The organism is Brevibacterium jeotgali, from assembly GCF_900169175.1.
GTDB classification, from domain to species: Bacteria; Actinomycetota; Actinomycetes; order Actinomycetales; family Brevibacteriaceae; genus Brevibacterium; species Brevibacterium jeotgali.
The window spans coordinates 22779-47371 of the sequence record NZ_FXZM01000003.1; the positions used below are offsets into that span (position 1 = coordinate 22779).

The 24593-nt window shown below is 64.3% G+C and carries 16 protein-coding genes; 12 read left to right on the forward strand and 4 right to left on the reverse strand.

Annotation, left to right across the window (positions count from 1 at the left end; translation table 11 throughout):
* The first annotated feature begins 624 nt into the window (after positions 1–624).
* The 4 genes from BJEO58_RS03615 to BJEO58_RS03630 all read left to right on the forward strand — a co-directional run bounded on the left by BJEO58_RS03615 (position 625) and on the right by BJEO58_RS03630 (position 7188).
* Positions 625–2193, forward strand: coding sequence for a class I SAM-dependent DNA methyltransferase (locus tag BJEO58_RS03615; RefSeq protein ID WP_101587842.1), 1569 nt, complete (start codon positions 625–627; stop codon positions 2191–2193).
* Positions 2190–3311 (forward strand): restriction endonuclease subunit S, encoded by a 1122-nt coding sequence (locus BJEO58_RS03620; RefSeq protein ID WP_101587844.1) that lies wholly within the window; start codon positions 2190–2192, stop codon positions 3309–3311. Before BJEO58_RS03615 ends, BJEO58_RS03620 begins: the two co-directional genes overlap by 4 nt.
* Entirely contained in the window at positions 3308–6442 is a 3135-nt protein-coding gene (locus BJEO58_RS03625; RefSeq protein ID WP_101587845.1) for a type I restriction endonuclease subunit R, read from the forward strand. The genes BJEO58_RS03620 and BJEO58_RS03625 overlap by 4 nt, the downstream gene beginning before the upstream one ends.
* 365 nt (positions 6443–6807) lie before the next feature.
* Entirely contained in the window at positions 6808–7188 is a 381-nt protein-coding gene (locus BJEO58_RS03630) for a hypothetical protein (protein WP_144573811.1), read from the forward strand.
* On the opposite strand, the gene BJEO58_RS03635 is transcribed toward BJEO58_RS03630, so the two are convergent.
* Positions 7177–8184: an IS481 family transposase gene (locus BJEO58_RS03635; RefSeq protein ID WP_101587849.1), complete on the reverse strand. Its 1008-nt coding sequence runs from the start codon at positions 8182–8184 to the stop codon at positions 7177–7179. The genes BJEO58_RS03630 and BJEO58_RS03635 overlap by 12 nt on opposite strands.
* Before the next feature lie 354 nt (positions 8185–8538).
* Here BJEO58_RS03635 and BJEO58_RS03640 point away from each other — a divergent pair, with 354 nt between their 5' ends.
* Genes BJEO58_RS03640 through BJEO58_RS03650 form a run of 3 tightly spaced genes read left to right on the forward strand, consistent with a single transcriptional unit; the run spans position 8539 to position 14863 of the window.
* Entirely contained in the window at positions 8539–9783 is a 1245-nt protein-coding gene (locus tag BJEO58_RS03640; protein ID WP_101587851.1) for a DUF6361 family protein, read from the forward strand.
* Positions 9783–11621, forward strand: coding sequence for a phospholipase D family protein (locus tag BJEO58_RS03645; protein ID WP_101587853.1), 1839 nt, complete (start codon positions 9783–9785; stop codon positions 11619–11621). The genes BJEO58_RS03640 and BJEO58_RS03645 overlap by 1 nt, the downstream gene beginning before the upstream one ends.
* Entirely contained in the window at positions 11618–14863 is a 3246-nt protein-coding gene (locus tag BJEO58_RS03650; RefSeq protein ID WP_101587855.1) for a DEAD/DEAH box helicase, read from the forward strand. Before BJEO58_RS03645 ends, BJEO58_RS03650 begins: the two co-directional genes overlap by 4 nt.
* Before the next feature lie 36 nt (positions 14864–14899).
* On the opposite strand, the gene BJEO58_RS03655 is transcribed toward BJEO58_RS03650, so the two are convergent.
* Entirely contained in the window at positions 14900–16153 is a 1254-nt protein-coding gene (locus BJEO58_RS03655; protein WP_101587857.1) for an MFS transporter, read from the reverse strand.
* Positions 16154–16216: 63 nt separating this feature from the next.
* Positions 16217–17497 (reverse strand): type 2 periplasmic-binding domain-containing protein, encoded by a 1281-nt coding sequence (locus tag BJEO58_RS03660; protein ID WP_180951815.1) that lies wholly within the window; start codon positions 17495–17497, stop codon positions 16217–16219.
* Between the two features lie 596 nt (positions 17498–18093).
* Here BJEO58_RS03660 and BJEO58_RS03665 point away from each other — a divergent pair.
* Complete coding sequence (locus BJEO58_RS03665; RefSeq protein WP_101587860.1) at positions 18094–19344, forward strand: CaiB/BaiF CoA transferase family protein; 1251 nt, start codon at positions 18094–18096, stop codon at positions 19342–19344.
* Positions 19345–19346: 2 nt separating this feature from the next.
* Positions 19347–20111, forward strand: coding sequence for an enoyl-CoA hydratase (locus BJEO58_RS03670; RefSeq protein WP_101587861.1), 765 nt, complete (start codon positions 19347–19349; stop codon positions 20109–20111).
* 53 nt (positions 20112–20164) lie between these two features.
* On the opposite strand, the gene BJEO58_RS03675 is transcribed toward BJEO58_RS03670, so the two are convergent.
* Positions 20165–20713: a flavin reductase family protein gene (locus BJEO58_RS03675; protein WP_101587863.1), complete on the reverse strand. Its 549-nt coding sequence runs from the start codon at positions 20711–20713 to the stop codon at positions 20165–20167.
* A 234-nt stretch (positions 20714–20947) separates the two neighbouring features.
* On the opposite strand from BJEO58_RS03675, the gene BJEO58_RS03680 reads away from it, so the two are divergent.
* The 3 genes from BJEO58_RS03680 (at position 20948) to BJEO58_RS03690 (ending at position 24561) form a co-directional block, all read left to right on the forward strand.
* Positions 20948–21661 carry a GNAT family N-acetyltransferase gene (locus BJEO58_RS03680; protein ID WP_101587865.1) on the forward strand — a complete coding sequence of 238 codons (714 nt, stop codon included), beginning with the start codon at positions 20948–20950 and terminating at the stop codon, positions 21659–21661.
* A gap of 35 nt (positions 21662–21696) precedes the next feature.
* The gene (locus BJEO58_RS03685; protein WP_101587867.1) at positions 21697–23004 is read left to right on the forward strand and encodes a helix-turn-helix domain-containing protein; all 1308 of its coding nucleotides are present in this window, start codon (positions 21697–21699) and stop codon (positions 23002–23004) included.
* 159 nt (positions 23005–23163) lie between these two features.
* Positions 23164–24561, forward strand: a complete 1398-nt coding sequence (locus BJEO58_RS03690; RefSeq protein ID WP_101587868.1) for a short-chain fatty acid transporter — start codon at positions 23164–23166, stop codon at positions 24559–24561.
* The last annotated feature ends 32 nt before the right edge of the window (positions 24562–24593 follow it).

Consider the following 24593-nt stretch of genomic DNA (forward strand, 5'->3'; position numbering starts at 1 on the left):
TACGTCCCAGTCCTGGGCGCATCAGGCGCAACGCATCACGTTGCATAGCTCTGTGCAAGACTACTTCTTGCTTCGGGACGCCCACTGCTGCTCGGCTTGGCGGGTGCTCGTCGTTGGGAGGATTTAGGGCTGTCACCAGACCGAGCATATCCCGCGATCTGCCACCCGTGGTCGGTAGCCGAGCCCGAAATCCAGCCGACGCGAGACGGACTATCCGACCCAGCACGAAGTCCAGGCACGTCGTCGACAAGACCGTCCCAGTCCTGACGGCCGATCAACCCGCCCTTGTAGGCGGAGTTCAACTGTCTGGCTGCGGGGCCTGGGACGAAGAGCATCTCGCGCTGGAGTATTCCGAAGTCGCCGCCAACGGGGCCCGTACGCGGAAACCGTTGTAGGTAGGTATGGGGGCGAGTTAGCTTGAACACTCTGGATCGCGATCTGTCATCGTTGCCTCTGTGCTTGCTTCCCACAGGAGCATCCCATCAGCTCGTCACCGGTGTCGTTCCGCGGCGCGGCAAGCCCGCGAACGTCGGTCGACTAGTTATGTAGGCACACGTAGGTAGTATCAAAAACGCAGGTGGATACACATTGAGGCGCGTTTCCCGCGCGGAGGAGCGACAGCAAATGGCCAGACGTGTAGCGAAGCCGAAGCCAGCGAAGACCCTGGAGCAAACGCTGTGGGAGACCGCCGACAAGCTGCGCGGCAACCAGGAGCCCAGCGAGTACAAGCACGTCGTGCTTGGACTAGTCTTCCTGAAGTACGTGTCCGATCAGTTCGTGGAGCGGCGGGAGCAGCTCAAGGGCGAACTCGCTGTCGAAGGCATCAAACCTGAGCGGATCGACTCGTTCCTCGAAGAGCGCGACGAGTACACCAGTCATAACGTTTTCTGGGTGCCGGCGAAGGCTCGCTGGAGCTCGGTCCAGGACTCCGCGAAGCACCCTCAGGTCGGCGAGATCATCGACAACGCGATGGACCTCATCGAGAAGGAGAATCCTTCCCTGAGCGGCGTGCTGCCTCGCAACTACGGCCGCGACGGCCTCGACAAGAGGCGCCTCGGCGAGCTTGTCGACTTGATCGGCTCCATCGGCTTCACCGAGACCGACGACCACGGTGCGGACGACGTCCTCGGTCGGGTGTACGAGTACTTCCTCGGCCAGTTCGCGGGCAAGGAGACGGGCAAGGACGCCGGGGCGTTCTACACGCCCCGATCCGTGGTCAAGACCCTCGTCGAGATGTTGGAGCCCTACAAGGGTCGCGTGTACGACCCCGCCGCAGGTTCTGGCGGCATGTTCGTGCAGTCGGCGGAGTTCGTGAAGGCGCACGGGGGCAAGCGCACGGACATTTCCGTCTACGGCCAGGAGTACACCGATACGACGTGGAAGCTCGCGAAGATGAACCTCGCGCTGCGAGGCATCGAGGCGGATATGGGGTCGCACTCTGCGGACTCGTTCACCGAGGATCTCCACCCGGACCTTCGTGCTGACTACGTGATTGCGAACCCGCCGTTCAACGTCTCTGACTGGTGGGACGCGAAGCTCGGCGATGACCCCCGATGGAAGTACGGCACGCCGCCGAAGGGGAACGCGAACTTCGGTTGGGTGCAGCACTTCATCTACCACCTCGCACCAAACGGCACCGCAGGTTTCGTGCTCGCTAACGGGTCACTGTCCTCGAAGACCGGTGGCGAGGGCGAGATCCGACGCAAGCTGGTCGAGGCTGGTCTCGTCGACTGCGTCGTCGCGATGCCCGACAAACTCTTCTTCAATACCGGAATCCCTGTGGCACTGTGGTTCGTCTCGAAAGGACGCGCGGGCAACGGGCATCGCCAGCGGCGCGACGAGGTGCTGTTCATCGACGCCCGCAAGCTCGGCACGATGGAGTCACGCCGGCTGCGCGTGCTTTCAGACGGGGACATCGAAGAGATCGCGGGCACGTACCACGCATGGCGCAACCACGACGGCGGCTACAAGGACGTACCCGGCTTCGCGAAGTCTGCGACGATCGACGAGGTCGATAAGCATGACTTCGTCCTCACTCCAGGCCGTTACGTCGGCGCCGCTGAGGCAGAGGTCGACGACGAACCGATCGACGAGAAGATCGAGCGTCTCACGAAGGAACTGTTCGCGGAGTTCGCGCGCGGACGTGGGTTGGAAGACGAGATTCGGCAGCGACTCGGGGGCTTGGGATCATGAGCGGCTGGACTCGAAGCACTCTCGCCGACGTTGTCACCCTCCAGCGCGGGCACGACTTGCCCGCGGCAAGCCGCGGGAAAGGGCAAGTACCGGTGATCGGCTCGTTCGGCGTGACCGGTTTTCACGACGTTCCCAAGTACAAGGGCCCAGGAGTCGCGATTGGACGAAGTGGGGCCTCCATCGGAGTCGCAACATACGTAGAAGATGACTACTGGCCACTGAACACAGCGCTCTTCGTCAAAGACTTCAAAAGTAGTGATCCAAGATGGGCCTTTTACCTGCTCGATTCAATTGACTTCACCGCATTCAACTCCGGAAGCGCTCAGCCATCTCTGAACCGCAACTACCTTGCCAACATCGAAGTCAACGTGCCTCCGGTTTCTGAACAGCGTGCGATCGCCGCGACGCTCGGCGCACTCGACGACAAGATCGAGTCGAACCGGCGTAAGACGCAATTGGCGCAGGAACTCCTCAGAGCGCAATACCGATCCTGGTTCTCCAAATACTCACCTTGGGGCGGAAGAGCTCCGAAAAGCTGGCAAGAAGGCAAGCTACGGGACGTTGTCGACGCCGTCCGAGAATCTATTAAGCCTGGAGTGTATGCAGATCGTCCGTACATACCCATTGATGCGATCCCGATGAACTCTGTCGGCCTTGATGGGGCCCGCCCTAACGACGAAGCACGTAGCAGCCTTTTCGCATTCGAGAAGAATGACATTCTGGTAGGCGCCATGAGAGTCTATTTTCATCGAGTTGCGCTTGCTCCGTTTCCAGGCATCACTCGCAATACCACGTTCGTCTTGCGACCGAGGTTGGCGCAGAGTCTTGCTTACTGTCTGCTCACCTGTGACAGCGATGATACTATCGCATACGCGGAGGCCACTTCAAAAGGCTCAACCATGCCGTATGCGGTTTGGGACGGGGCACTGGCCGAGATGCCGGTCCTGATACCGGATCCATCGGCATTGGGAGCTTTCGAGGAACTCACGTTCGCCTTGATTGAACAAATCCGCGACCAGTTGTTCGAGACGCAGACGCTTATTGCTCTGCGCGACTCGCTCCTCCCTGAACTGCTCTCCGGTCGAATCCGTGTCCCTGCCGAAGAAGCTGCGGCATGACTACGTTCAACGAGAACATCGTCGAGCAGGCCGCTCTGGAATACTTCGCGGAGCTGGGCTACCGACGCGTGCACGGCCCCGACATCGCACCAGGAGAGCCCAGCGCGGAGCGGGAATCGTACGTGGACGTCGTTTTGTGGGAGCGGCTACGTGGGGCGTTCCGGCGGATCAACCCGGGCACGGACGCTTCGTTGGTCGGGGAGGCTGTGAAGACCGTTCAGCGTGCCGAGTCGCAGAGTCCGATCGATGAGAATGCTCGCCTGCACCAGCTCATCACCGAGGGAGTGCCGGTCGAGCATCGTGGCGATGACGGTCTGCTGCGGACGACCCGCCTGTGGCTGGTGGACTTCAAGAACCCAGACAACAACGACTGGGTGGCGGTCAACCAGTTCACCATCGTTGAGAACGGCAAGAACCGTCGTCCCGATGTGCTCGTGATGGTCAACGGACTTCCTCTCGCGTTGCTGGAGCTCAAGAACCCTGGTGCTGAGCACGCGACGCTGAAGTCGGCGTGGAACCAGGTGCAGACGTACCGGCACGACACTCCGTCGGTGTTCGTGCCGAATGCGCTCACGGTGATCTCTGACGGCACCTCGGCTGCGATGAGCAGCTACTCGGGCTCCTTCGAGCACTTTGCGCCCTGGAAGACGATCGACGGGCGCGAGGTCATCAGCGACCGTCCTGCGCTTGAGGTCCTGATCAAGGGCGTGTTCGAGAAGAGTCGCTTCCTCGACCTGCTGAAGAACTTCATCGTGTTCAGCGACGAGACAGTCACCGACAAAGCGACCGGGCAGCCGACGAGGTCTCTCGTGAAGCGCGTGGCGAAGTATCACCAGTACTGGGCGGTTAATGCTGCCGTCGAGTCCACGGTGCAGGCGTCCAGCCCCCAGGGCGACCGTCGTGGTGGCGTCGTGTGGCACACGCAGGGCTCGGGCAAGAGCTTCGAGATGGTGTTCTACGCCGCGAAGGTCATGCGCGACCCTCGCATGGCCAACCCGACGCTGGTGTTCATCACCGACCGCAACGACCTCGACGACCAGCTTTTCGGCGAGACCTTTGCCCCGGCCCAGATCTTGCCCGAGACGCCCGTGCAGGCTTCGACGCGCTCTGACCTCCGCGCGAAGCTCAAGCGGGTGTCCGGCGGCATCGTGTTCACGACCTTGCAGAAGTTCGCGCCCGGCGAGGACGGCGACACCAACCCCGTGCTCACGGATCGGCGGAACGTCGTCGTCATTGCGGACGAGGCGCATCGCAGCCAGTACGGGTTTGGGGAGAAGCTTGACCGGCATGGACGGCTGAAGGCCGGCCTTGCCAAGCACATGCGCGACTCGCTGCCCGGCGCAACGTACCTCGGCTTCACTGGCACGCCGATTGAGTCGAATGACAAGTCCACCCGGTCCGTGTTCGGCGACTACGTCGACGTGTACGACCTCACCAGGGCGGTCGAGGACGGCGCGACGGTGCGGATCTTCTACGAATCCCGCCTGGCTAAGATCGACCTGTCTGAGTCTGACCTCGCAACGTTGGACGATCTCGCTGACGAGATTACCGAGACCGTCGAAGAAGACACGGCCACGGCGGCCAAGTCTCGATGGTCGAGGCTGGAAGCGATCGTCGGTGCCGAGTCTCGGCTGGATCTCGTTGCGCAGGACATCGTCGAGCACTGGGAGAAGCGTCGCGAGTCGCTGTTCGGAAAGGGCATGATCGTGACCATGAGCCGGCGCATCGCTGTCCGGCTCTACGAGAAGATTGTCGCATTGCGGCCAGACTGGCACTCGGACGATCCTGCCGAGGGCAAGATCAAGGTCGTCATGACAGGGTCCGCAGCTGATCCCACGGAGTTCCAGCCGCACATCCACCCGAAGGATGTACGCAAGGACCTCAAGCTGCGGGCGAAGAACGCAGACGATCCGCTGGAGCTAGTGATCGTCCGCGATATGTGGCTGACCGGGTTCGATGCGCCGTCGATGCACACCATGTACGTCGACAAGACCATGCAGGGTGCGGGGCTCATGCAGGCGATCGCACGCGTGAACAGGACCTTCCGGGACAAGCCTGGTGGGCTGATCGTCGACTACATCGGCGTATTCGCCAACCTTCAGTCGGCGCTGGCCGAGTACTCGCCATCGGACCGCGATCAGGCAGGCGTGCCGATAGACGAGATGGTCCAGGTCATGCTGGAGAAGCACGATATCGTCCGCGGGCTCCTGCACGGCGTCAAGTACGACTCCTCACCGGAGCTGACGGCGTCGCAGCGGCTGAACGAGTACGCCAAGGTCCTCGACTTCGTCATGGCCGATCCCGACCGCACCTCGCGATTCAACGACCAGGTACTCGCGTTGGCGAAAGCATTTGCCCTGGCGGGCGCTCGCGATGAGGCCGCGGCGATCAGGAACGACGTGCGGCTGTTCACGGATGTCCGCGCGGCAATTCTGAAGATCCAGAACCCGGACTCCGGGAAAGGCGGATCCGGCGCCGTGGAGATCGACACGGCCCTCGGCCAGCTGCTCAACGAGGCCGTTGCCGCGGACCAGGTCGTCGACGTGTTCAAGCTCGCTGGCGTGGAGACGCCTGAGATCTCGATCCTCAGCGATGAGTTCCTCGATTCGCTTGCCGATAGGGAGAAGCCCAACCTCCAGATGGGTCTGCTGCGCCGTCTCCTGAACGATCAGATCCGCACTGTGCAGCGCACGAACCTTGTGCAGTGCCGGAAGTTCTCGGAGATGCTCGACGAGGCAGTGAACCGGTACACGAACCGCTCGTTGACAACCGCCGAGATCATCGCTGAACTCGTCAAGCTCGCCAAGCAGATGCGCGATGCTCAGCAGCGTCATGAGGAGCTCGGTCTCTCGGTTGCCGAGATCGCTCTGTACGACGCAATTGCACAGAATGATGCTGCTGTGCTTGAGCTCGGTGACGAAACGCTGAAAAAGATCGCAGTTGATCTTGTTTCGGCCGTGCGAACAAGTGTCGTCATCGACTGGGATCAGAAGGAAAGTGTTCGCGCAGAGATGCGATCGAAGGTACGGCGGCTTCTTGCGAAGTACGACTATCCGCCAGACGCGGAGAAGACAGCTATTGAGCTGGTTCTTGAACAGGCGGAAGTATTGGCGAGAAACGACCCTTCGTGATGTATTGTGGCGAGACTCGTAGGCCACAGTGGACGACTTTCGTCTAGAGGAGCGCTGACAGCCTGTTGGCAAGATGGGCTCTGCGGCGCAACCGTTTCTTGAGATCCGAGTGTAGAAGCACGCATCTCGGAGAATGATCGAGCAGGCGCGTGTGCAAGAACCTGAAGACGGTCGTCGACAGAGTGTGAGGACTCCATGGATATTCGTTTTGGTTAGGGTGCGAGTGGCGATGCTGCGGGGGACGACGACGGCTGGAACCGTGCCGTCCTCGGCCCACTTCAGTTGCTTTCCCTTCTGCAAACACGGCTGGGGCTCACACGTCCAAGAGGCACCCTCCCGGCTCGCGTTGCGCAGTCCCTGCACTCATGGAGCGGGCCGACCACCCGTGGTACCGGGAGTCCTTCGCAAAGGATCCGTGGAACACCGCACGACAAGTGCTCGCGCTGCGCGACGCCGCGATCAGCGCAGGACGCGCAGCGGCAGACGCCACACCCTCCCGGCTCTCAGCCCTCAGCCCTCAGCGCTATCGAATCCCGCATCACCGTCGGACCTGCTCGGACCCGCGCGCCACTCTCGCGCCCGGATCCGTCGACGACCTCCGTGAGATTCTCACCGTGCTCCGTGAACTCGCCGCGGTGTCCGATTCCGATACCTGGCCACTCGGTGTCGCCTCGATCGAGCTATTCGACGACTTCGCCTACTTGCCCTACGAGTGGCAGGAGCTTCTCGAGCTTCTAGGTGTATGAGGTCACGACGTTGTCGACACGGTCGTGGACTCGGCTAGCGGGAGGCAGGTCTGCACAAGCGGTGTGAGGCCGATGGTAGTTGTAGTGATGGACCCATACGCCAATCGCGTTCCGGCGGGCCTGTTCAGAGGCGTAGACACGGGCGTAGAGGCATTCCTCGGTCAGCAGTCGCTGGTAGCGCTCGACCTTGCCGTTATGCCTGGGCGTGTACGCGCGAGTGCGCTGGTGCCGCGACGCCAGTGACTTAGCGGAGCGGGCGAAAGCTGCGGCTCGGTAGTTGGTTCCGTTGTCCGTGACTACGCGCACGCAGCGGGTGATGCCGTGGACAGCGAAGTAGGCACGAGCGCGAGCGAAGAACCCGACTGTAGTCGCCGCGGTCTCGTCCTCAAGAGACTCGGTGTACGCCAGCCGTGAGAAGTCATCGATCGCGGAGTGCAGGTAGGTGTAGCCGACTTTCTGCTTGTGCGCCCGCTTGCTGGCCAGCGCTGGCTTGCTGCCGCGGCCGTGAGCCCACCAGCCGCCGCCATCGGGGATCTTGCCGACCTTCTTCACGTCGAGGTGGATCATGTGTCCCGGAAACCTCGCCGTGATCCGCCCGGGCTGCCGGTTGTTCTCCCCGGTCGGGTCCAGATCGCGACGGCGGGCGATCCCGAGGCGCTTCAACCAGCGAGAGACTGTTCGTACGCAGCAGTGGTGCCCCTGCTCGACGAGTTCGAGGGTGATGCGTCGGGCGGACCATTTGTAGTCACGCCGCCACCGATCGATCAGTTCGATCGCCTCGAGTGCAAGCCGGTGCGGACGCCGGGCTGGTGCGCTGGAGCGATCCTCGAGCGCATCGGGGCCATCAGCGTGGTAGCGGGCGACCCATTTCGTCAGTGTTGCTCTGGCGATGCCGGCTTCGGCTGCGACGTGGGACAGCGGTCGGCCGTAGTCGAGGACGCGGTCAACGAGACGCTGTCTTCCGGCAGGCGTCAGCGGCGCGTTAGCGTGGGTCATTGGAACGGGTCTCTTTCTGCTGGATGGTTGCTTCGACACCACCCATCGTGCAGTCCAGGGACCCGTTCCTTCATCCCCGATCGGTGACTACAACGTCATGACCCACAACATCTAGTTGCTCAACATTTAGTGCGTTTCTGGCCAACAACGACTTCAACTGGAGGACCTTCGCGTCTGCTCCAGCGTTGCTGTCTTCGATTCGCAACGTGGCCGTTCCATCTTTCTATCTCGGTGAGTCTCGCATATGCCGCTGAAACGGTCGTCTCTCGCAAAGGTCTCACGCGATACAAGCGAAATATGTGTCGTCCGCGCGTCTGAATGACGAGAGGAGTTCTCATCAGCGAGGATGGTTCCATGACCTCGGTTTTCGGATGGGTAGCGACGGACGCGGAGCAGCGTCGGCGGATGACGGGGCTCGTCGATCAGTTCCGGGACTCGACGACCATCGACGACCTGGGCCTCGGCGGAATACGCGATGCGTTCGCAGACACCCTCTTCCCCGGCACGTCCACACTGCACACCCGCATCCGCTACGCCCTCTTCGTCCCGTGGCTCATGCAGCTGGCGGCTGATCGTCGGTCGAGCGTCTCTGAGATGTCCGCAGCCTTCGCGCGCAGCGAATTCCAGCTGACGACGGCATTACTGGAGGGACGCGAAGTCACAGGAGTGATCGGCAGAGTCGCCGGTGCCGATCTCAAGCGGACCGCTTCCGTCGTCTATTGGGGCATGCTCTCGTCCTGGGGTGTGATCTCGCGAGGATTCACTCTTCGTCAGTACTTCGAGCGGGTCCTCCTGCGCCGGATGCAAGCGCGTACACAGCCTCGGGCGGACGACCCAGAAGCCGTGTGGGAGCTGACTCCGACCGGTCTCCACGAAGGACTGCCGTCTGCTCCTCCTGACCTGCTCACGTCGACGGACTTCACTCTGCGGCCGGAGGACGCGCGGTTCCTGCGTGAGTCGATCACCTACAGCGCCCCTGATTCGCTGCTGGCGCACCTGGTGCAGAACAAACCGGACGGATGGACGGATCGGGACTCGGCCCCAGAGTCGTTCGCCTCCCCAGAGGTCATGCGCGATCTGCCGCTCGAGCTCCACAGCGAGGTCGATCGCGCGTACAGATACTCCGTCGCCATCCACGGGGCGAACCTGCTCTACAACCTCGTCCTGGCCAGCCGGACACACCGCAAGCGTGACGACGGGAGCACGTACGGCGAGCACTATGAGGCGTGGATACGCGAATGGTTCGACGAGGCCAGATCCGTCGGGTTACCGGATGCGGAAGACCTCCGCCGAATCTGGATGATGGTCACCTCGACAGGGCGCGCGCTGTCCCCGTCGACAAGGAGCTTCGTCGAAGGTTGGTGCGCGGCCGTCGTGGACGCGACCTCGGCAGAGGACCTCATCCACAGCCAGAGTCTTGCGACGCGCGTGGCGAACCGGGAGCAGGAGAAGAAGGGACCTCGGGCGCGGCTCAACCCGAGCAACCGCCAAGCGCTGGACGCATGGACCGGCGCCGCCGGCACCGGCCGCAACACGTTCCGCTGGGGCATCGTCCGAGATCACCTGCAGGACCTCTACGACGCGGAGGCCGCCTCCTGATGCTCAGCCCCGACGACCAGCTGCTCCTCACCGACGCACTGCGTCCACCGGTCGGCTTCGACGTCGAGTGCGCGGTCGCGACCACGTACTCACTCACCGTCGAGTCTGTTCTCGTGGCACCGATGTCGTTCGCGATGTCCCACGGCGACGTTCTTCCTCAGGGATCTGAGGGAGACACCGTCGAAGTGCTGGATGCCGTCCAGAGGTATATCGACCTCACGACGGTGTTCGTCCAGTCCGGTGGCATCCATATCCCCGCGTCCCACAGTCGCATCCTGACGTTCCTCGAAGACAGCATCGTCGAAGTGGAGCCACCGGACCGGACGGGATCCTTCCACCCCAAGGTGTGGGCAGTCCGCTACGGAGCCGATGACCACCCGCCGCACCACCGCCTGATCATCACGAGCCGGAACCTCACACAGGACTCGTCCTGGGACACGATCCTCGTCCTCGACGAATCTGCGGACGGACCGATCGACGGGCGACCCGCCGCTGACTTCGTCCGGAGGTTGCCCGATCTGGCGACCCGGCCCACGGATGAGAACGGCGGGGAACGAGCCCGGCGGGTGGAAGGCCTCGCGGATTCGCTTGCGACCGCCAGGTTCGCCTTGCCCGCTCCGTATACGGATGGCTCCTTGCTGCCGATGGGGCTGGGCGAGGTTGAGTGGCCCTTTCCCCAGAGTGCGGAGAAGGCGCTCGTCGTCAGCCCATTCCTCGCGGCGGGTCAGCTGGACGCAGTCCGATCAAGTGCGGAGGACGCGACACTCATCTCACGGGCGGACTCGATGAATGCGCTCGGTGGGCATGCACTGAGCGCATGGGACACCCGAGTTCTCCACGCCGCGGCGGAAGGGACCGACGACGACGCAGAGATGGACAGCGATGGAACGTCCCCAGCACTTATGGAGACCGGTCTGCACGCGAAGACCGTCGTTCTGGACGGCGCGGACGGAGAATCCATCACCGTGACCGGCAGCGCGAACATCACGCAGTCAGCATGGACTCGGAATGTCGAGTTCGACGTGATCCTCTGGGGACCGACGGCGACGACCGGAGTCGACGCAGTCCTGGACGGAGGGGGCGCCCCCATCGGTCTCCGCTCCATCACCGAGCCATTCACACCAGAGCACGAGGAGCCGGAGACGGACGCCGAACGTGCCGTGCGCTATCGGATCGAGCACTTCCACCGTCAGCTGGCGCGCCGACGGCCGGTCCTCGATGTGGCGATCCTCGGTGACAGCACGATCTCGGTCAGGTTGGACCTCGACGTGCCGGACGACGCACTCAGTGCGAACACCACCGTCTGGCTGCAGTCCGTGGCAGCCACGGCGCGAGGACTGGAGAGCGAGGGAGTGTGGACGGTCGCACCGGTAAACGTCACGAGGTTCCTCGCTGTGGAGACGACCGCAGACGTCGACGGGACTGCGGTGACGCGGCGCTGCATCCTCACCTGCGCGCTCTCAGGAGACCCGATCGATCGGCGTCGTGCTGCTCTGGCAGCGATCCTGTCCAGTCCTCGAAGCGTCCTGCTCTATCTCGCGATGCTTCTGGGGCTCGATCCGAACGATGCAGTCCTCGCCGCAGACGCTCAGGGGGACGGTTCAGCAGACGCCTCCCTGACCGCGGCAAGCGGGGAGTCGCCAGGTGCGGGGCTTCCTCCCATCGTCCTCTTCGAACCCCTCATGCACGCGACGAGGGATCCGAAGCAGCTGGCGACGGTTGCAGGTCAGATCGACGAACTGCGTGCCATGCCCGGTGCGGAAGAGCGGATTCCGCAGGAGTTCCTCGATATGTGGGACGTCGTCCTCGCAACAGTCCGCCCGAAAGGTGCGCCATGACAGACGAACGTCCCGACCTCGGGCAGATCCTCAGCGGACTGAAGCCCTTCCAGCTGGCGACCGTCGAGCACGTCTTCGCGCGGCTCTGGGGCGACGGTGACACCGTCGACCGCTTCCTCGTCGCAGACGAGGTCGGGCTGGGGAAGACGCTCGTGGCTAAAGGCGTCGCGGCGAAGGCCATCGATCACCTGTGGAAAAGCGCTGAGGACGCCGGCCGACCGATCACGATCGTCTACATCTGCTCGAACCACCAGATCGCGCGACAGAACCTCGCCCGCCTCTCGCAGCTGACCGACGGTGTCGTCCAGTCCAATGCCGACCGCCTCACGCTTCTTCCGCTGTCCCTGCGCGAGGTCGAGGGCCGGAGGGTGCAGGTCATCGCCTTCACCCCCGGGACGTCGCTGGAGCTGGGCCGTGCGACGGGGAAGCTGGAAGAGCGGGCGCTCCTCAAGCGGATGCTCACACAGGCGTTCCCCGCCGATGACTTCACGGATCCGTCGTGGATCAGCTATCTGGCGGTGGGGGCTTCGGAAGAGCGCTTCGCCGCGAGGGTGGCCGAGTTCGAGAAAGAGCGCGATCTGCCCGAAGGCCTCGTTCGGCAGTTCCGGGAGCACCTGCTCGCGCAGTCTGGTCCCGGAGGTGAGGGGCTCCTCGCGGAGCTGCTGCAGAACCAGCGGGCATGGGCTGAGGGCTCGGTGCCGGACGACGAGGCTGTAGCACTGCGGAAGATGCTCATCTCCCGGATGCGGATCGCCATGGCCCACGCGTCCATCGATCTGCTGAGACCGGACCTCGTGATCCTCGATGAGTTCCAGCGATTCAAAGACCTCTTCGCCGATGACAGCACGATCACCCTCACCGACGCGCAGAAGCTCGCCCAGCAGGTCATCAGCAGAGACGGTGCGAAGACTCTGGTGCTGTCGGCTACGCCGTACAAGATGTACACGCTGTCCGACGACGCCGACGGCGAAGACCACTATCGCGACTTCACGAGCACGATCGCATTCCTCGCCGGCAAGCAGCCCGCCCAGCAGATCACCCGATGGCTGAGCACGATGCGCCGCGGGATCATGACGGGGACACCCGACAGCGTCGCCGGTGCCGACGCCGCCCGCGAGCAGGCGGAGGATGCACTGCGTTCGGTGATGTCCCGCACTGAGCGGTTGGCGGCCACTGCGGACCGGAACGGGATGCTGACGACCAAAGAGCTCGGTTCCCTCACGCTGACGCCGGCAGACGTCCGCGGGTGGAGGGCTCTCGACGACATCGCCCAGGAACTGGGTGTGGGCAGTCCGTTCGAGTTCTGGCGAGCGGGTCCGTACACGCACAACATGATGGACTCATGGGGCTACAAGCTGCAGGAGAAGCTGCTCGATCGCCTGGAGCACGGAGATAGGGAACTGGCCCGGACGCTCCGGCTGCATCGGAAAGCGCTGCTGCCGTGGCAGACGATCCACGAGTATGGGGAAGTCGACCCCGCCAATGCCAAGCTCCGTGCCCTCATCGACGACTTGGCGGCGCACGACGGATGGCGGCTGGTCTGGGTCAGCCCGTCACTGCCGTATCTCCAACCTGCAGGTGTGTACGCGAGCGAGGGGGCCCGTCGGTTCACGAAGAAGCTGATCTTCTCGGCTTGGAACGTCGTGCCCAAGACGATCGCTTCGCTGGTGAGCTACGACATGGAGCGCCGTGCGGTGCGGTCCGATCCCTCAGCGGCGGCGCGGGAGAAGACGTACGGGAGCGGCTCGCCTTCGACACCGTTGGCGTTCGGATGGGATTCGGAACGCGATGCGCCGAGAAACCTGCCCAATCTGTCCGTCATCTATCCGTCTGCGACGCTCGCGCGAGCGGGGGACCCTCTGCGGATCGCGCAGGAAGCCGGCGAATCGCTGCCGCTGGATCCCGAGAAATATGGGGCCCTCGTGCATGAACGCATCGACGGAATGCTCGCGCGGGCTGGGATAGAACCTCAGCGCGGCGGCGACGGCTCCCGCCGGCGCTGGTACGGGCTGGCACCCATGCTCCTCGACCGCCTCGCCGCGGAGGACGAAGGGTGGACCGCCGGATTGCCGATGCGGGCCTGGTCCGACCGGAACGAGGGCTCTCGGCTCGCGGACCACGCACGCTGGGCAGAGAAGAGTATCGCTGAGCTGGAAGAAGCGCTCGGTCCTCCACCATCCGATCTCGCCCTCGTGCTGACGGTCATCGCGGCTGCGAGCCCCGGAGTCTGCGCCCTTCGCGCAGTCACACGATCCGCAGAGGATGGTGGGGCGCTCTACGACTCGGAGGTGAGAGCCCACGCGCTCCACGCTGCGACCGGCCTTCGGAACCTCTTCAACCGGCCGACAGTCGTGTCCATTGTCCGCGGCGCGACCGACGATGCGGGCGCAGATGTGGATTCGTACTGGCGACAGGTTCTCCAGTACTGCTTTGACGGCAATCTCCAGGCTGTGCTCGACGAGTACTGTCACATGCTCAAGGATGCCGGTCTGGAGACCGAGTCACCCGCTGTCCAGGCGGAAGCGCTCGGAGAGCACATCCATGACTCCGCATCGATCCGCACGTCGCAGAATGCCATCCACGACTTCGACGTGGGACGAGGGAAGGCTCAGGTGGACGTCCGCCATCTCAAGTCTCACATCGCGGCCCGATTCGGCCGTGCCGCGACGAGCGATGAAGCGTCGGAACGAGAAGCGACAGTGCGTGAGGGGTTCAACTCTCCGTTCTGGCCGTTCGTCCTCGCAAGCACGTCTGTGGGGCAGGAAGGCCTCGACTTCCACACGTACAGTCACGCGGTCGTGCATTGGAATCTGCCGTCCAACCCGGTCGACCTCGAACAGCGGGAAGGTCGCGTCCACCGGTTCAAGGGCCACGCGGTGAGGAGGAACATCGCGGACGAGTACGGGCCCGCTGCGGTGGGGGAGTGCGGCGACCCGTGGTCGAGGATGTTCGACGCCGCCGAGGCCGATCGTCCTGCCGGTGATTCACTCCTGGATCCGTACTGGGTCAGGACCGGCGACGCAACTATTGAACGCTACGTACCGGCGATGCCGCTGAGCATGGAGAGCCGCCGGTACTCGTCGCTTGTACGAACGGTCGGTGCGTATCGCTACGTCATGGGACAACCGCGACAGGAGGAGCTCATCCGATACCTGGGCCCTCACGCGGAGCATCTGAAGATCGACCTGTCACCGCCTGAATATCGGGAAGGCGGACAGCAGATGCCGCAGCCCGAGAACTGACGAGCCGCTCAGCTGCAACGAAGCCGGGTCTTGACCTCACGCACTGTCCGCGGTGAAGTCCAGCTTCTTGGGGCGGAAGGCGATGAACACCGCGAGGATGACGCCTGCCGTCACGAGGAGGGCGGCCTCAAGGGACACCAGATCCGCAAGGACCCCTTCGAGGATCGAGGCCAGTGGTCGGGAGCCGACGAAGCCGACCATCCACAGCGCCATCACTCGTCCACGCATCACCTGGGGGACACGCAGCTGGACCAGGTTCATCGCCGCGGTGTTGGCAATCATGAATCCGCCACCTGCGACAGCGAATGCGCACATCGCGGTCACCGGAGTGGGTGCCACTGCCACAAGGGTCGTGCCGACGATCATCGCTGCAAGGCCCACCTGAAGGACTCGTGGTTGCCGCGCCGGCCAGCTGAGGAGTCGGTACCCGAAGAATCCCACGACGGCGCCTAGTCCGAATGCGCCGGTGAGCTGACCGACCACCTGTGTCCCGCCTCCCAGTTCGTCGGCGATGACCGGGGCGAGGGTGATCGAGGGCTCGGAGCCGAACCCGACTGCAGCCACCACGATCAGCAGGAGGAGCATCGTGCGATCACGTCGTACATAACTCAGCGCGGCACGGACCCGGAAGTCCGTGCCGGCTGCCTGCTTGGTTCCTGAGGGCAGTGCAGCGAACAGGACCATGACAACGAACATCGCGTGGGAAAGCGCCGCGAGCGCGAACGCGAGGGCCGGGCTGTACTGGGCGGCGACGAAGGTCCCTCCCGCTGGCCCGGCCACCCGGGCGAGGGTCATGGGAAGGGAAGTCAGCGCCATTGCGGTCGGGAACTCGCTGCGGCGAATGAGCAGGGGGACGATCGACTGCTGCGCCGGCCCTCCCACCACGAATCCGAGTCCGGTGATCAGAGTCGCCGCGAGCACAAAGACTGCGTCAAGGCGACCATCAAGGTCTCCGCGGGCGTAGCAGAAGGCTGCCAGCGCACCGGAACCCAGGAAGCAGAGCACCCGGCCCAGAACGATCTGCCTGCCGATGTTGCCGCGATCGGCCCAGGTGCCGCTGAGGGGTGTCAGGAAGATCTGCGGCGCGAACTGGACGACGGACACGAGACCGACCCACAGGGCCGACCCAGTGGCTGCATAGACCACGACGGCAGCCACGATGCTGTGGATCCAGATGCCGACCCCGCTGATCAGCTTGCCCCAGAAGAGGGCCCCGAACTGCCGGTCGAGGGTCAGGCGCACCGCACCGCGCGGGGGGTTCTTATCCTCTGCGACTGAGATCCGGGCCATATCTGCATGTGTAGCACATGCGTCCATCGCGGCTTCGCGCCGATCGTCTCGCGCAGCTGCCGATCAGCTGGGCCGGTGAGGCAGCATGACCTCGTCGAAGTAGCGCTGAGAGTATGGCATCAGATAGTCCTGGCCTGAGGTGTACCACTCGTCATAGTCCTCGAATTCGCCCTCGTCGTCGGCATAGCCGAGTTCTTCGGCGACTCCACTCCAGCGCTCCATCAGATCGGCAACGTCCTGCTCGGCGGACTCCGGAAGGGAACCCTTCTCCACTTCCGCCTGCACGACACCCTGCGAGGCCTCCTTGAGCGAATCCTCGGCGTCTTCAGCCATGGCCTGGAATGAGCCGTCGAACTCGCGCACCTGCTGCGCCGCTTGGCTGTTGCCCTCAAGGTCTGCGCGTCGGGACGTGTTGAAGTTCCGAAGCATGGCGTCGAAGAGGAGCTGTTTGACGGCGAGCGGGTAGCTCTCGAAGGCGCTGCCGGCCACGGTTGCACCGGGGCCCCGTGCGAAGGTCACCTCGTCGGTGTACGAGACATTCGGCGCGACCTCGAGGAAGCCGGACGTGGTCGCTGGGAGCGTAGCTGACAGGGTGCAGTCCACCGTGCCCCGCTGCAGGGCTTCGTACGTCTCCGTGTACTCGAGGGAGGTCGGACTGCCGCCGAGGCCTTCGAGCTGCGTGATCTGGGCGCCGGACGAGATGCGAACCTGCTTGCCGCTCCATTCGTCGAGGGTGGAGACCTCGTCGGAGCACAGTCCCATGATGGCCCCGGCCGCGTTGAACGGATTGAGGGGGTGCAGTCCCTGGTCCCGATACTCGTTGAGCAGATCCTCACTGCCCCAGGCCATCTCGCCGAGCGCGGCATTGGCCGCCAGTTCGTCCACGAGTGGCGAGGTGCCTGTCAACGTGGACGCAGCGACGAAGCCGGCGAAGACCGGGAACTGGTCGGGCTGATAGACGGGGAGCATGTACGCGACATCCACGCGACCGTCGACGAGTGCATCGGCTAGGTCTGTATATCCGGCGATGCCCTGACCGTAGGTCGTCTCGACGGTCACTGCGCCTCCGGAGAGCTCTTCGACGTCTTCGATGAACGCTTTCGAACGATAGGAGGTGATGTCCTCTGCTGACTGTGCCGACGGCTGATAGGAGATGGTGATGGGATCGATGTCTTCGAACGCGGCCCGGATCTCCTCCGTGCTGGCGCCGTACTCGTACCCGTCGCCACTGCCGCCGCCCCCGGTCCCGCCACTGCCGGCCGCCCCCGCACAACCGGTGAGGCTGACGGCCAGCGCCGCTGTGCCTGCGATGACGGTGCGTGCGACGAGAGTTCGTGAGTGCATCATTGCCCCTGATCAGCTGGTGGAAAGGCCCGGAGAGCCCAGCGCTCCGAAGAGCGCCTGGTCGTCCGCCTGGCGGCCGAAACCGCCAGTGCCATAACGATGTGTGGTCGACGTGCGACCGTCAAGTGTGGTCCACATCACGGTATGGTGGCGTGCGCGCGTCCGTCGTGACGCACTCAGCGAACAAGGTCGGCCACCCGCAGGAGCAGCCGATGCAGACGGAATTGGGGCCGCGGGAGTGGATGGTGGGTGCCGGTCTGCACTATGCGGGTTCGCGTCTCGGGCCGCCTGGGGACAAGAGCGGTGACATTGTCAGCTGGAACTGCGACGTCTCGCGGCCGGAGGCTGTCGCCGCTGCAGGCTATCTGCTCTGTCTGAGCCACGGGGAGGAGCGCCCGGTCCCAGTTGCCCGCGGACGATGAGCTCGCTGGTCCGATTCTCCGCAAGCGCGGGCAGGCTGGGACTCTCGACGAGGGCCTCCGAGCGGACCTCATCTGCTGTCGTCATCCCCGGCGTCCTTCCCGGCGTGTGCGCGCGTGCGTGGTGTGATCTATTGTCGACAATCGACGGTGACGTGACGCACAGTGAGGTGGAGGATGCCCGACAACGCAACGAGCGCGAACCCGACGGAAGAGCCGGATCCGACCGTGACCTCGGGAAGGGGCAGCTCAGCCTCGGCCTCGCCCGGCCCGCTGTCCGGGATCACCGTTCTGGAAGTCGGGGTCTTCATCGCCGGCCCGTACGCGACGATGCAGTTGGCGGACATGGGCGCGCGGGTCATCAAGATCGAGACTCCGGGGACCGGCGACTCACTGCGAGCCTCCGGTCCGATCATCGAGGGGCATTCGAGTCCATTCATCCGCCTCAATCGGAACAAGGAATCCATCGTCCTCGACCTCAAGTCCGACGACGGACAAGCGTCGCTGCGTGCTCTGCTCAAGGAGGCCGACGTCTTCGTGGAGAACCTGCGGCCCGGTTCGCTGAAGAAGATGGGGTTCGGGTACGACGACCTCAAGGAGGAGTTCCCGTCACTGGTGTACGCCTCGGCGTCGGGGTGGGGCCAGGACGGTCCACTGTCGCCGCTGGCAGGACTCGACATCATGGCGCAGGCGCGGTCGGGACTCATGAGCATCACCGGGTTCCCCGACCAGCCGCCGGCGAAGGTGGGCGTCCCGATCGCTGACCTGACGACAGCGCTCTACATGGCGATGGGCATCGTGTCCGCGTTGTACGAGCGGAAGGAATCGGGACAGGGGCAGTACCTGGACGTGTCTCTGTTCGAATCGGCGGTGTCGCTGGCGGTGTGGGAAGCGGGCAGCTATTTCGGCACGGGGGCGGTGAATCGTCCGAACGGCTCCGCGCACCAGGCGCAGGCGCCGTACCAGGCGGTCATGGCGAAGGATGGCCATGTGACGATCGGCGCGAACACGCCGGCGACGTGGACGCGGTTCTGCCAGGCCTTCGATCTGGCTGATCTGCAGGATCGCCCGAAGTTTCAGGAGCCCGCACTACGGATGGAGAACCGGGAGGCGCTCATCGCGGTCCTCGAAGACCGGTTCCGGGAGCGGACCGTCGACGAGGTCGTCGAGGAGATGAACCGCGTGGGCGTTCCGGTCGCTCCGATCAACGACTACGCGCAGGTCTTCACCGACGAGCACCTGAAGGCACGGGACTACGTGTGGACGTCGCAGCATCCGGAGCTGGGGGAGGTGGCGCAGCTGGGGAACCCGATGCGATTCTCCAGGTCCGCGATGACGCAGGGCAATGCCGGTCCCGCACTGGGCGCGGACACCGATCGGGTGCTGGCGGAGATCGCTGGGAAGACTGCCGATTCGAAAGAGGACTGAGGATGACCGACCACCTGCTCACGGAGGTCCGCGGCGCCGCGCTCCACGTGACGTTCAACCGTCCCGAAGCGCGCAACGCGATGACATTCGAGATGTACCAGGGACTGGCCGAGGCGTGTGAGCGCGTGGATGCTGATGCCGCGCTGCGAGTGCTGGTCCTGCGCGGGGCCGGTGGGCGGGCGTTCGTCGCCGGGACAGACATCGCCCAGTTCCGGGGCTTCACCGGCGAGGACGGCATCGAGTACGAGAAGAAGATCGACGAAGTGCTGGGCGTGTTGGCGGCCGTGGACAAGCCGGTCATCGCGGTGATCGACGGTCACTGCGTGGGCGGGGGACTGGGGATCGCCAGCTGCGCAGATGTCCGTGTGGCGTCGCCGAATGCGTCGTTCTCCGTGCCGATCGCGAAGACGCTGGGCAACACACTGTCGGCGAACACCCTGCGGAGGCTGGTGCGGGCGTTCGGGGAGCCTCGGACGGCGTCGATGCTGCTGACCGCGCGACGCGTGGATGCGCAGGAGGCGCTGCTGAGCGGATTCCTCACGGACGTCGCTGAGGACCTGGATGAGGCTGCGGAGACGCTCGTGGAACGTGTCGCCGGTGGGGCGCCGCTGACGCAGTGGTCGATCAAGGAGAACCTGCGGAGGCTGCAGGCCGGGGGAGAGGTCGACGACGCGGACGTCGTGTCTGCGGTCTATGGCAGCGAGGACTTCGCTGCGGCCGTGGAGGCGTTCCTGTCGAAGACTCCGATGGAGTGGACGGGGAAGTAGGCGCAGGTCTGTGGAAGGGGGCCTCGGTCGGTGCAGAGGCTCCCTTCGGCGTCCTACTCGGGAAGCTGCGTCGTGGAACCGAGGGTGTGCCAGGCGCGGCTGTGGTAGACGAGCGGGGGCTCGGTGTCCCTCTGCGGATCCGCGTGCTGTCCACCGATCTCGTCGCCTTCGACCATGAAGAGAGTCGCGCCCTTGGCCGGCAGCGTTCCGATGACCCGACCGCGGATCCAGGCCGCGGCGTCGCGGAAGACGACCTCGCCGGTGGGCAGGCGGTCCCAGAGGCTGGTGTCGGCGAAGCGGTCGATCCCGCTGGTGGCGCCGAGCTTCGCGAGGTGGACCTGATGGGCGCTCAGCAGGTGGACGACCACGGCGGAGGAGCGCAGCAGAGCAGGGGTGCTCGAGGCGCGGCCGGAGGCGGAGAACGCGACGGTGGGAGGGTTCGCGTCGACTGAGCACACCGATGTGGCCGTCATCGCGACAGGCCCGTCGCCGGGATCGGCAGTGACCAGGGCGACTCCCGCCGGGTGATTTCGGAAGGCGGCGACGAACTGGTCCGTCAGTGTGCCGTGGGTCGGTGCGGTCTGCGTCAGCGCTGCAGCCATGATGGGTCCAATCGTCTCGAATCGTGCCACGTCGGCTCTTGTCTGCACGCTAGGGAATGCGAACGTGACCCACGCGACAGCGTGCAATCTATGAACACGAAACGTCATATGACGACATGACGGGTGCGTGTGGCGAGAGATCTGCGCGCAGTCGGGTCTCCTCGCCGCGGTGGATTCGTGGAATATTTGGGGGCGGAGTATGCGGGATCGCATACCCGAAGGAAGGAGTGCACCATGCCGGCAGCGGAGCCTCGCGCAGACGAGTACGGACGCCCCATCGGGCCCCCACTGCCTGAGTGGGTGCCTGCGCGCCGTCCCGGACCTGTGACCCTGGAAGGGCGGTACTGCCGCATCGAGCCACTCGATCCCACACGTCATGCGGACCAGCTGTTCGCCGAGTTCGCGAAGACGGATCCGGGTGACTGGACGTATATGTCGGTGGGTCCGTTCGACACGCGTGAGGCGTACCGGGAATGGGCGGAGGGCGCTGCGGCCAGCACTGATCCGCGCTTCTACGTCGTCATTGACAGTAAGTCCGGCGACGCGCTGGGGACCGCGTCGCTCATGCGGCAGGACCCGGCGAACGGCGTCGTCGAGATCGGCAACATCATGTACTCGCGCAGGGTACAGCGGACGCCGATTGCCACAGAGGCGCAGTACCTCGTGATGCAGTACGTCTTCGACGAGCTCGGCTGCCGTCGCTATGAGTGGAAGTGCGACAGTCTCAATGAGCCGTCACGCAGGGCGGCAGGGCGCCTGGGTTTCACGTACGAGGGCACGTTCCGCCAGGCCGTCGTGTACAAGGGGCGCAGTCGGGACACTGCGTGGTTCTCCATCATCGACGGTGAGTGGCCGCGGATGCGGGACGCGTTCGAAGCGTGGCTGGCGCCGGAGAACTTCGATGAGGAAGGTCGGCAGAAACAGTCGTTGAGCAGAAGCGGCCGTTGAAGCAGTCAGTGAGTTGAGCAGTCAGTGCCCAGTGCATGGACGAGTCGGTCCGCTCGGGTCAGCGTGCAGCCGCCGAGGCGTTCGAAGCGCTCGTCACGTACCTTCCGGTACCGCCCCGCGGTTCATGGCAGAATCCCATGATGGTGCGGAAACGTGAGACCGACGCGACGAGTGCAGAGCCGTGGCCGGACGTGGTGCGGGATCTGTTCGAAGCCGAGCCCGATCTGCTCGCCCGCGTCATCGAGCACGTGCGAGCCGTGTACCCCACGTATGCATCCGTCTCCGACGACCTGCTGGCACGGTCATTCCGCCAGAACATCGACATGTGCGTGACTGCGGTCCAGGGCGAGGTGAATCCTGCAGAGGGTCCGCTTCGCTCCTACGCCCAGATCGCACGTCGACGGTTCGAGGCAGGGGTGCCGATCGACGACCTGATCCGTTCCTACAGGTTCAGCATCGGCCTCATCGCCGACCAGCTCACCGACCTCCTCGCCGAGCACCAGGGCTCTCCACAGGGCGGGGTCGACGCATATCGGAGGATCTGGGCGGTGACGGACGTGTACACCGCGCAGCTGGCCGAGGTGTATCGGCAGCATCGCCTCCAGTTCGACACACGCAATCACGAACTGAAGATGGATTTCATCGAGCGACTGCGATCGGGGACCATCGATGAACCGGCCTTGACGGAAGCACGGCTGCGCTTCCACCTGCGCGAAGGCACCGCCTACAGAGCCTTCATCGCGAGGCTCACCGCGGAGGCGGACCACGACCTCTACGCGCTGATGGTGATGCTGGAGTCGCAGCTGATCGGTCACCAGGGGCTGGGCGTGATCCGCGGCAGCACGATCGTCGGCGTCTGTGCACAGGAGTTCACTGTCCTTCCGGCGCTGTCCATCTCCTACGGCCACGAATCGGCGTTGGAGGACATCTCCGCTTCGTTCGCGTCTGCCCAGCGGGTGGCCGCGACGTCGGTCGCGCTGGCATCGGGAAACCATGACATCGCCGAATCGGGGTGGCGAGTATCCGTCGAGCCCGAAGGCCCGGTCACCCGGCACTTCGAGAAGCGGTTCGTGGAGCCGCTGGAGGCGTCTGCCGTGAATGCCGCGATGATCCTCACCAGTGTCCGGCAGGTCCTGCTGCACAACCGCTCTTTCCGTGCCGCCGCCGCTGCCCTGCACTGCCACCAGAACACCCTTCGGTACCGGATCGCACGCTTCGAAGAGATCACCGGTGCGCGACTCGATGACACGGAGACGGTGGTGTCTCTGGAGTGGATGTTCGAGGCACGTGCCAGGTCCGACGGCACCGCTGCGGCGGACGGGACGGCAGGACTCGACCGGTAGTCTTTGTACTCGGCTACAAACGACACGCGGGCAGATTCTGTCTCGAGCCCAAGGGCCTGTGCGCGCGGATGCAGAAGAATGGCCGGGTACTGACTGAGCGGTCGCAGCCTGCATCCGAAGCGGCGCGCCGTGGTCTCCACTTTGCAAAGGAGCAATCCCATGCGCGCAGTCTCGCGCTCACTCAACATCTTCGTTGAGAAGTTCTTGCCGAACGCATTCCTCTTCGCTCTCATCCTCACCCTCATCACCGTCGCGCTCGGCATGATGCTGGGCGGACAGTCACTGCCCGACATGGCGAACCACTGGTACGGCGGGTTCTGGGCGTTCCTCGAGTTCGGCATGCAGATGGTCGTCGTCCTCGTGACCGGCTACGCCTTGGCCAAGGCCCCCTTGGTCAATCGTCTCCTGTCGCACTTCGCGAGCATCCCGAAGACCCAGCTGGCAGCACTCGTCATGACCATGGTCGTGGCGGCCGTCATGGGCTTCGTCAGCTGGGGTCTGGGATTCGTAGGCGGCACCCTCGTGGCGATCGAGATCGCACGGCGGGTCCGTGCAGCGGACTTCAGGCTCCTCGTCGCCGCCGCGTACGCCGCGGTCATCGCCACTCAGCCGGTCTCCCTGGCACTCACCGCGCCACTCCTGGTGAACACCCCCGGCCACTCGCTGGAGGAGCAGATAGGCCTCATCCCCGTCACGGAGACCCTCTTCAGCCCCACGATGATCAGTGCTGCGCTCTTCGGATTCCTCGGTGTACTCATCACCTTCATCCTCATGGCTCCGAAGATGGAGGACGTCGTGGCCTTCACAGGGTCGGATGCAGACGATTCGCGAGCCTCCGATGTGACGGTCGGACAGCCGGCTCCCGCCTCGCTGGCCCTCGCGGCCGAAGAGACCGGCAACACCGTCGCGACGGAGAAGACGACAGTCTCCGAGCGGATCAACAACAGCCGGATCATCAATTACCTGATCGTGATCGTCGGTCTCGTGGGCATCATCCTGTACTTCGCGGCTCAGGGCTTCAACCTCGAGCTCAACATCATCAACTTCGTCTTCCTGATCGTCGGGATGGCACTGCACGGCAGCCCCGCGAAGTATGCGAAGTGCATCACGGACGGGATCCCCGCGGCGTCGGGCATCGTGCTGCAGTTCCCTTTCTACGCGGGAATCATCGGCATGATGGGAGGAGCCGGTCTCATCGTGATGATCGGCGAGCTGTTCGGCTCGCTCGCCACGGAGGCGACGTTCCCGTTCTTCGCCTTCGTCGCCGCCATGATCGTGAATGTCTTCGTCCCGTCCGCCGGCGGCCAGTGGCAGGTGCAGGGGCCGGTGATGCTCGAGGCGACCGGCGGCATGGACATCAGTCCGGCGACCGTGGTCAACGCGATCTCCGTGGGTGACATGACGACGAACCTCCTGCAGCCGTTCTTCGTCCTTCCGGCTCTGGGGCTGTCCGGCCTGGGGCTCAAGGACATCTGGGGCTACTGCATGACCGCCATGGTGGTGCTGTTCCTCATCTGCGGAACCATCTTCCTGCTCGTCCCCGTACTCGGCTGGTGACCGTGCCCCCGCAGCCCTAAGAAAGGAACCGC

Coding starts and splice junctions, on each gene's coding strand:
- BJEO58_RS03615 (WP_101587842.1), top strand. CDS start 625: ATGGCCAGACGTGTAGCGAAGCCGAAGCCAGCGAAGACCCTGGAGCAA.
- BJEO58_RS03620 (WP_101587844.1), top strand. CDS start 2,190: ATGAGCGGCTGGACTCGAAGCACTCTCGCCGACGTTGTCACCCTCCAG.
- BJEO58_RS03625 (WP_101587845.1), top strand. CDS start 3,308: ATGACTACGTTCAACGAGAACATCGTCGAGCAGGCCGCTCTGGAATAC.
- BJEO58_RS03630 (WP_144573811.1), top strand. CDS start 6,808: ATGGAGCGGGCCGACCACCCGTGGTACCGGGAGTCCTTCGCAAAGGAT.
- BJEO58_RS03635 (WP_101587849.1), bottom strand. CDS start 8,184: ATGACCCACGCTAACGCGCCGCTGACGCCTGCCGGAAGACAGCGTCTC.
- BJEO58_RS03640 (WP_101587851.1), top strand. CDS start 8,539: ATGACCTCGGTTTTCGGATGGGTAGCGACGGACGCGGAGCAGCGTCGG.
- BJEO58_RS03645 (WP_101587853.1), top strand. CDS start 9,783: ATGCTCAGCCCCGACGACCAGCTGCTCCTCACCGACGCACTGCGTCCA.
- BJEO58_RS03650 (WP_101587855.1), top strand. CDS start 11,618: ATGACAGACGAACGTCCCGACCTCGGGCAGATCCTCAGCGGACTGAAG.
- BJEO58_RS03655 (WP_101587857.1), bottom strand. CDS start 16,153: ATGGCCCGGATCTCAGTCGCAGAGGATAAGAACCCCCCGCGCGGTGCG.
- BJEO58_RS03660 (WP_180951815.1), bottom strand. CDS start 17,497: ATGCACTCACGAACTCTCGTCGCACGCACCGTCATCGCAGGCACAGCG.
- BJEO58_RS03665 (WP_101587860.1), top strand. CDS start 18,094: ATGCCCGACAACGCAACGAGCGCGAACCCGACGGAAGAGCCGGATCCG.
- BJEO58_RS03670 (WP_101587861.1), top strand. CDS start 19,347: ATGACCGACCACCTGCTCACGGAGGTCCGCGGCGCCGCGCTCCACGTG.
- BJEO58_RS03675 (WP_101587863.1), bottom strand. CDS start 20,713: ATGGCTGCAGCGCTGACGCAGACCGCACCGACCCACGGCACACTGACG.
- BJEO58_RS03680 (WP_101587865.1), top strand. CDS start 20,948: ATGCCGGCAGCGGAGCCTCGCGCAGACGAGTACGGACGCCCCATCGGG.
- BJEO58_RS03685 (WP_101587867.1), top strand. CDS start 21,697: ATGGACGAGTCGGTCCGCTCGGGTCAGCGTGCAGCCGCCGAGGCGTTC.
- BJEO58_RS03690 (WP_101587868.1), top strand. CDS start 23,164: ATGCGCGCAGTCTCGCGCTCACTCAACATCTTCGTTGAGAAGTTCTTG.